The 7,571-nt window shown below is 48.2% G+C and carries 8 protein-coding genes; 4 read left to right on the forward strand and 4 right to left on the reverse strand.

Translation table 11 applies throughout. The features are described 5' to 3' along the window. Positions 1 to 809, reverse strand: an 809-nt coding sequence (locus tag GXO76_05655; GenBank protein NOY77338.1) for a carbohydrate ABC transporter permease, incomplete at its 3' end; no start/stop codon positions are given. Between the two features lie 54 nt (positions 810 to 863). Then, positions 864 to 3,137 carry an extracellular solute-binding protein gene (locus GXO76_05660; GenBank protein NOY77339.1) on the reverse strand — a complete coding sequence of 758 codons (2,274 nt, stop codon included), beginning with the start codon at positions 3,135 to 3,137 and terminating at the stop codon, positions 864 to 866. A 782-nt stretch (positions 3,138 to 3,919) separates the two neighbouring features. On the opposite strand from GXO76_05660, the gene GXO76_05665 reads away from it, so the two are divergent. The 4 genes from GXO76_05665 to GXO76_05680 are packed head-to-tail and all read left to right on the forward strand — an operon-like array spanning position 3,920 to position 6,667. Then, positions 3,920 to 5,149 carry an FAD-dependent oxidoreductase gene (locus GXO76_05665; protein ID NOY77340.1) on the forward strand — a complete coding sequence of 410 codons (1,230 nt, stop codon included), beginning with the start codon at positions 3,920 to 3,922 and terminating at the stop codon, positions 5,147 to 5,149. Positions 5,150 to 5,152: 3 nt separating this feature from the next. After that, positions 5,153 to 5,833, forward strand: a complete 681-nt coding sequence (locus GXO76_05670; GenBank protein NOY77341.1) for a DUF1641 domain-containing protein — start codon at positions 5,153 to 5,155, stop codon at positions 5,831 to 5,833. Positions 5,834 to 5,850: 17 nt separating this feature from the next. Beyond that, entirely contained in the window at positions 5,851 to 6,204 is a 354-nt protein-coding gene (locus GXO76_05675; protein NOY77342.1) for a TusE/DsrC/DsvC family sulfur relay protein, read from the forward strand. Then, complete coding sequence (locus tag GXO76_05680; GenBank protein ID NOY77343.1) at positions 6,194 to 6,667, forward strand: hypothetical protein; 474 nt, start codon at positions 6,194 to 6,196, stop codon at positions 6,665 to 6,667. Before GXO76_05675 ends, GXO76_05680 begins: the two co-directional genes overlap by 11 nt. A 48-nt stretch (positions 6,668 to 6,715) precedes the next feature. Here the strand turns inward: GXO76_05680 and GXO76_05685 are convergent, their stop codons facing one another. Both GXO76_05685 and GXO76_05690 read right to left on the reverse strand, forming a co-directional pair. Next, complete coding sequence (locus GXO76_05685) at positions 6,716 to 7,261, reverse strand: hypothetical protein (protein NOY77344.1); 546 nt, start codon at positions 7,259 to 7,261, stop codon at positions 6,716 to 6,718. Positions 7,262 to 7,291: 30 nt separating this feature from the next. After that, positions 7,292 to 7,571 (reverse strand): hypothetical protein (locus GXO76_05690; protein ID NOY77345.1); only part of this gene is annotated, 280 nt, incomplete at its 5' end.

Genomic DNA, 7,571 nt, shown 5'->3' on the forward strand with positions numbered 1-7,571 from the left:
ACAAAATAGCGCTGGGTGAAGAAGAAAAGGAGCACAATGGGAAGCATGACGACCACGGCAGCGGCCATCTGGTAGGGCCAGTTGGTGGAATAGATGCTGTGAAACAGGGCAATTCCCACCTCCACCGGCCGCATGTCCATCTGGTTGGTCACAACCAGGGGCCAGAGGAATTCCTTCCACATGCCCATAAACGAAAAAATACCCAGAGTAGCCAGGGCCGGCTTGGAAAGGGGTAAAATAATGCGCCAGTAGATGGTCCAGGTACCGGCGCCGTCGATGCGGGCGGCATCTTCGAGCTCGCGGGGCAGTGTTAAGAAAAACTGCCGCAGCAGGAAAATTCCCCACACGCTGCTGAGAAAGGGGACAATCAGCGCCCAGTACGTGTTCAGCCAGTGGAAAGAATCAACGATCAAATAGGCCGGAATCAGCGTCACGATACCGGGAATCATCAGGGTGGAAAGATAGAGGGTGAAAATTTTGTCGCGGCCGCGGTACTGCAGGCGGGAAAATGAAAAGGCCGCCATTGAGCAAATGAGAAGCTGTCCCGCGACAACAGCTACACTGATAATAAGCGTATTCAGAAAAAACCGGCCGAATGGCAGCATCGTGAGCGCCTCTTTGTAATTGCTCCACAAAAAATGCTCCGGTAAAAATTTGGGCGTGGGACTGTACACCTCCAGCTCATTCATGAAAGACGTCATCAGCATCCAGAAAAAGGGAAGGAGCATGGTACCGGCAAGCAAAACCAAAAAAAGGTAGGTTGCTGTTTTTAGGAGCCTGTTTTTTATTTTTTTTAGTCGTGCATTCATTGATCGACTCGTTTACTGGTTCAATTATTTTTCAGTTTCATTAGACCTTGCTTTTCAATAATTTAAGTCTTTCCCCACCACCTTAAATTGCAGTACCGTTGCAATTAAAATTACCACAAACAAGACCCAGCTCATGGCGGAGGCGTAGCCCATACGCAGGTATTCCCAGGCATTCTGGTAGATGTGGTAAACCACCACGTCGGTGGCGCGGTTGGGTCCTCCCTGCGTCATCACGTACACCGACGTAAACACCTGAAACGAACCGATCACGGAAGTGATTAAAACGAAAAAGGTCGTCGGTTTCAAAAGCGGGAGCGTTACGGCCCAAAAACGCTGCCAGGGAGAGGCCCCGTCGATGATGGCGGCCTCGTACAAATACTCGGGGATTCCCTGAAGACCCGCCAGAAAAATCACCATCTGGTAGCCAATGCCCATCCAGACGGTCATAATCATAATGGAAAGAAGGGCCGTCCGGGGACTGGAAAGCCAGGGAACCGGGCCAAATCCAATCTGTTTTAGAATGAAATTGACCAGTCCGTACTGGGGCTGGTACAGCCACTGCCAGACCAGCGCCACGGCCACAAAAGAAGACACACTGGGTAAAAAGAAAATTGTCCGAAAGAAGTGAATCCCCTTCAAACGCTGATTCATCAGTATGGCCACAAAAAGGGCAACCGCCATCCCCACCGGAACCTGAAGTGTAAAAAGGGCCGTGTTTTTCATCGCCTTCCAGAAGAGGGCATCGCGAAAAAGAGCTGCAAAATTGGCAAACCCCACGAACGGCTTTTCTGGGGAAATTACGTTCCACTGGTGAAAACTCAAATAGAGCGAAAAAAGAAGGGGTACGGCAACAAAAACAAGCAGAATAATCAAAGAGGGCCCCAGAAAAATGTAGCCCTGAAAAAGATGCCGACGTTCCTGTTTGCGGGTGGACAATAGATGCACCAAAATCAGAATCAGCAGGGCGAGCAGAGTACTCCACAAGAAGGTTTGCACCGTGGCATGTCCGGTGTTTGGCAGCCTTGCGGTCCGAAGCCTTTTGGAACGGGCAAGTGTTTGATCCATTTTTTCAGCAGCACGCGTAAACGTCGTATGCAGAGGCTGGTGCCCTATCATAACCTGATCAACCGCATCCCTGGCGATGGTTTCAATCTGACTGAAGGGTTCAACCCGGCTTCCCCAGGGCATGCGGGCATATTGAACATCATTTAAAAAGACCTGCTCAATTCCGTACGGGTCTTCTTCTGCCTGTTCTTTGGCCACGCGACGAATGGCCGGAATGGCAATTCCGCTCTCGGAACGAATGCGGGCAGCCTCCTCACCCGCCAAAAAAATGGCCAGCCGCACCGCCCACTCCCGATGACGAGACACTTTCGGCACACACCACCCGGACTCGTACATCACCGTCACGTGCCTGCCCCCTTTCGGGACAGGAAGCGGCGCCACGCCGATGGAAAGTTTTCCGCTGTCCAGATATTTTTTCAGCGTAGGAATCCACCAGTGGCCGCTTTCCATCATGCCAATTTTGCCCGTGTAAAAAAGGGCGCCCGTTCCCCCTACGGCGGTCAGGTACGATCCAAACGGCGCCACGTGGTATTTGGTGCGAAGATCGATTAAAAATTGAAGCGCCTGTTCCGTTTCGGGGGAATTAAAATAACCCGCCGCCCGTGTACCCTTGGGATTCAATACATCGCCCCCGTTGCTCCACACCCAGGGAATCCAGAGGTAGAGACGGTCGGAAACCACTGTACCGAACTGATCAATCCGCCCGTCACCGTCAAAATCCTTTGTGAGTTTTTGCGAAAGTTTCAGGTAGTCCTCCCAGGTCCAGCCCGGGGCCGGGTAAGACAGCCCGGCGGCATCGAAGAGACGCTTGTTGTAGTACATGACCATCGGGGTGAAATCCTTCGGTAAAGCAAAAAGAGACGAATCCCGCTCGGCTATTTTCAGGACATTGGGAAAATAAACGGACAAATCGATCCCGTGTTTTTTAACATACGGCATGAGATCGACCAACACATTCTGGTTTAAGAAAGCAGGAATAATCGTAGCATCCAGAAGGAAAACATCCGGAGGGGTTCCGGAAGCAATTCCCGTGAGGATCTTTTCCTTGTAGCCGGAAGGAATCGTCTCAACTGAAACCACCACTTCCGGGTGGCGCTTCATGAACTCGGCGGCGATACGGCGTTCCAGCTTCAATTCCCGTGCGCCGGCCCAGTTGGCCACACGAAGAACCGTTTTGGACGCCAAACCATCGGAAAGGGGAACGCCCAGTCCAATGGCCAGCACAAGAACTAAAAGGACTTTTTGACAGAATAAATGACGCATTTTTGAGAAGAGCCCAAACTAAGATTCAAAAGACACCCCCTTAAATTTGGCAAAACTCTTTTAAAAAGTCAAGGAAGGATTTCGCCCGGAACTGTTTGAAGCGTCACACAGGATCCATCCCCAAACCGCCAACTCTGGCCATTGGACATTGTCGTCAATTCAAGGGAACAAAAGCATTTTAAAGCAGACTCCTCAATTTTTTTCAAAAATAATTTAAAATAATATTGAAATGAGAATGAGTTTTATTTATATTCTATATCAGAAAATATAGAATTATCTTGGTCCATCGGTTTTTCAGTGAAAGCTATCCCTTCAGCACATTACCTGCCTTCGTTTATGCCCGTTGGCAGGTATTTCACATCGGGTTGGTTTTCACTTTTTATTGTTGCGTTTATTTGAGGTTCTACTGGAATTTTTGTGAATCTTTTTTCTTGAAACACGAAAAGCATTCTATTTCTGCCCCTCCTCCGGCCCCCTCCCTGAGATCAGGGAGGGGGAGTCAGGGGGTGGGTTCAAAAGGCCCGGTTCTATTTCCAAAGAGAGTGTCTTTTCCATAAAAAAGCCAATAGAACCTTATTTGAAAAACCATGACACACACAAACTTCACGAATGTAATTTCAATAAAATCAATTCGTGAAATTAGTGGGCAAAGGCTTTTTGGAGCAAACACATTAATTGCAGAGATTACAACAAATAGCATTCTCTGCTTTCACAGGAAGAAAGTCTTGCGGGTAATGATGTAAAATTGTAGCAGTCTTATTACTTAAAATCTGAGGTGATATATGAAACGTTTGTTGATTCTTGGAGCCGGAACAGCCGGAACGGTCATGGCCAATCGTCTTTCTCCCGTTCTCGATCCCGAAGAGTGGGAAATTACCATTGTTGACCAGCATGAAGAGCATTACTACCAACCCGGTTTCCTGTTTATCCCATTCGGCATTTACACGAAAGCCGACGTGATCAAACCCAAAAGAGATTACATTCCCCCCGGCGTTAATTTTGTGCTTTCTCCCATTGAAGTGATAGAGCCGGAAAAAAACCGCGTGAAATTGGCGGGTGGGAAAATACTTCCGTACGATCTGCTCATTATTGCGACAGGAACCAAGGTCCATCCGGAAGAAACGGAAGGGATGAAAGACGGAGGGTGGCATCAAAATATTTTTGATTTTTACACCATTGAAGGCACCCTGGCCCTGGCCAATTTTTTGAAATACTGGCAGGGCGGCCGGATGGTGCTCAACATTGTGGAAATGCCCATCAAATGTCCCGTGGCTCCGCTTGAATTTGTTTTTCTGGCGGATTGGTGGTTTACCGAACAGGGTATCCGCGACAAAGTGGAGATTTTTTTCGTCACACCGCTGCCGGGCGCCTTTACCAAACCCCGCGCAGCCAAATACCTGGGCAATTTTCTGGAGAAGAAAAACATCCACCTGATCCCTGATTTCAGCGTCGGAAGGGTGGACAGCACCTCCAACAAGATCATTTCATACGATGACAAGGAAGTGGACTACGATCTGCTGGTCACCATTCCAACCAATATGGGAGATGAACTGATCGCACGTTCAAATATGGGAGACGAACTCAATTTTATCCCGACGCATCCCAACACCCTGCAATCCAAAAACTACGAGAATATTTTTGTTCTTGGCGATGCCACGGATCTTCCCAGTTCCAAAGCGGGCTCTGTAGCCCATTTCGAATCGGAGATTTTATTCGAAAACATTTTGCGCGCCATTGACGGCCGTCCCCTTCTGCCCGAATTTGACGGACATGCCAACTGCTTTATCGAGTCGGGCTTTGGAAAGGGCATCCTCATTGACTTCAATTATGATGTGGAACCCCTCCCCGGAAAGTTTCCTCTCCCGGGAATCGGCCCCTTTTCGTTATTGGAAGAGACCAAAATGAATCACTGGGGCAAGATGTTATTTCGCTGGATGTACTGGAATCTCCTTCTAAAAGGAGCTGAGCTTCCTATTGAGGCACAAATGAACATGGCAGGAAAGAGGAAATAGATTATGAACGATTCCATCGATGAAAAATTAGAGGCGATTGACCAAAAACTGGCCGTACTGACCGAACAATTGGCCATTCAGGCCCGCCGTCAACGGGAAATGCAAGAGTTAAAAGACGATTTGAATCGCATCGTCACCGATATGTTCCAATCCACTGTTGTGGAACTCGAGGAGGTTTCCTCCACTTTCGACATCACGGATTTGCTTTATTTGCTAAAACGCTTGCTGCGAAATGTAAAAAACCTATCGAAAATGCTGGAACAGGTTGAAAGCATGAGCGATCTGTCCCGTGATCTCGTCCCCATCGGAAACCAGGCCTACCTGAATGTGCTGGCCAAACTGGACGAATTGGATCGAAAGGGATATTTCGAGTTTTTTGGGGAGTCGTTGAAGATTGTAGATAACGTGGTAACCTCCTTCACGACAGAGGATGTTCGTCTGCTCAGTGAAAATATTGTTCAGATATTAAATACCGTCAAAAATCTCACGCAGCCTGATGTTTTGGTTGCATTGAATAATGCGGTTTACGTTTACAAGAGTCTGGAAATCGACGTTCAAAAGAAGGTCTCATATTGGGACTTGTGGCGAGAAGCCAAAAAACCGGAAATGCGCCGAGGGCTGGCTTTTACAATTCAGTTCCTGAAGAATCTTGTTGCGGTTAACAGCAAAAATAGTCAACGTTAAAAATGGAGGGTTATAAAATGCCAATCAAAGAACTCGCGGGTAAAAAAATCGAAGTGGACGATGAGGGATATCTGATAAACCAATCTGACTGGGATGAAGAACTGGCAAAAGAACTGGCGAAAGAGGAGGGTATCCCGGAATTGACTGAGAAGCACTGGGAAGTTATTCATTTCATGCGCAAAGAATTTCAGGAGAAACATGTGGCTCCGTCTATCAGGCGGTTGAAGAATACGGGTGGCATCCCGACCAAAGAGCTGTACGCGCTTTTTCCGAACGGTCCGGCAAAAAAAGCGGCTAAAATTTCCGGGATTGCCCAAGCCGCAAGGTTGTGTTTAATTTTCGAACAAAAGGAGACATCCGATGGAAAATGAGGAAAGAATAAAAAAGGTGTCGTTGGTCATATCGAAAGGCTCGCTGGAGGGGGTCTATCCGGGACTGATTATGGCAAACGGCGCGCGAATGGAAGGAATTGAGGCTTCTATCTTTTTCACTTTTTTCGGGTTAGATGCCATCACTAAAAAACGCATGAAAAAGCTCAAAGTGGCCACCGTGGGAAATCCGGCCATGCACATGCCCACCCTGTTGGGCATGCTTCCCGGCATGTCAGCGTTTGCCACCCACATGATGAAAAAAGAAATGGAAAAGCTGGACATCCCCCCGGTAGACGAATTTATTGAAATGATCCACGATGCCGGCGGGAAATTATATGCCTGCAAAGCAACCGTAGAAATGTTTCATCTGACAAAAGATGATTTTTGCGACGAGGTCGATGAAATTCTTACCGTCGGCCAATTTTATGAACGATCGGCGGGCGCCCAGATTATTTTTACATAAACGGCTCACACCTTGCGAAGGTTCTAAACCTTCGCAAGGTGTTTTTTGTCATGAATCCCCTGCGTCCTGCAGCATTTTTAGCATCTTTACAAAAACCTGCCTCATTTTCACTCCCTGAACGGCGCCCGAAACGGCGTCCAGCGCTGTGAATGTGAACCCTTTCGGCGTGGAATAGTAAGCCATCCAGAAGGGATAGTACACCCGCTCAATCGAGAGAATCTTTCCGATTTTAAGGGGCAGTTTCTCGCGAATTCCCACCTGAATGGAAAAATCCTTCACCGCTTCAAACACGGCTGTTTCCACCCCTTTTTCGGTCAGTTGAAAAGGAATGGGGTGCGCAAGCTCTTTTTCCTCAAACTGCACAAATTCCTCTTTCGGAAAGACGGCAATGCCTTCAAGAGCATCCACGGCCACAGCCAGCGCTTCCTTTTTTTGTTTGAACTCCGTTTCCACCCGAACCCAGAAATAGGGCAGGTCAACGCGTTCGATTTTTTGGAGCCTCTTTTTTCTTCGGAAAAAGAAGCGCTGTTTCGGCGTTAGTTTTTGTTCCGCTTCATTCTTTTCAATCAACGGACGAACCGTTTTTACAATCATCGGCTATTGCGCCTTTCCATTTAATCTTCCTTATTCCGCCAGAAAGAAAATCACTGTGGGGTCCACCGGAAACCGCCCCATTTTTTCACCGTACAGGCTGAATCCGCCCCTGTTTTTGGCGGTGTTCGGCACCTGAAACGTGATCCTTAATTTTCCCGCCTGCATTTTTGCGAGACTCTCTTGAAGTGTCCGGCCGGCGATCTCCACTCGTGTCAGATAGCCGTAAGAGCCCCGCTGGAAATTCGCCTTGTGCGAAAGCACTCCCCGGGCATCCGCCGGGTCGTCTTCAAAACGGACGGTATCCGCCCGA

Source organism: Calditrichota bacterium (assembly GCA_013151735.1).
GTDB lineage: Bacteria > Zhuqueibacterota > JdFR-76 > JdFR-76 > BMS3Abin05 > BMS3Abin05.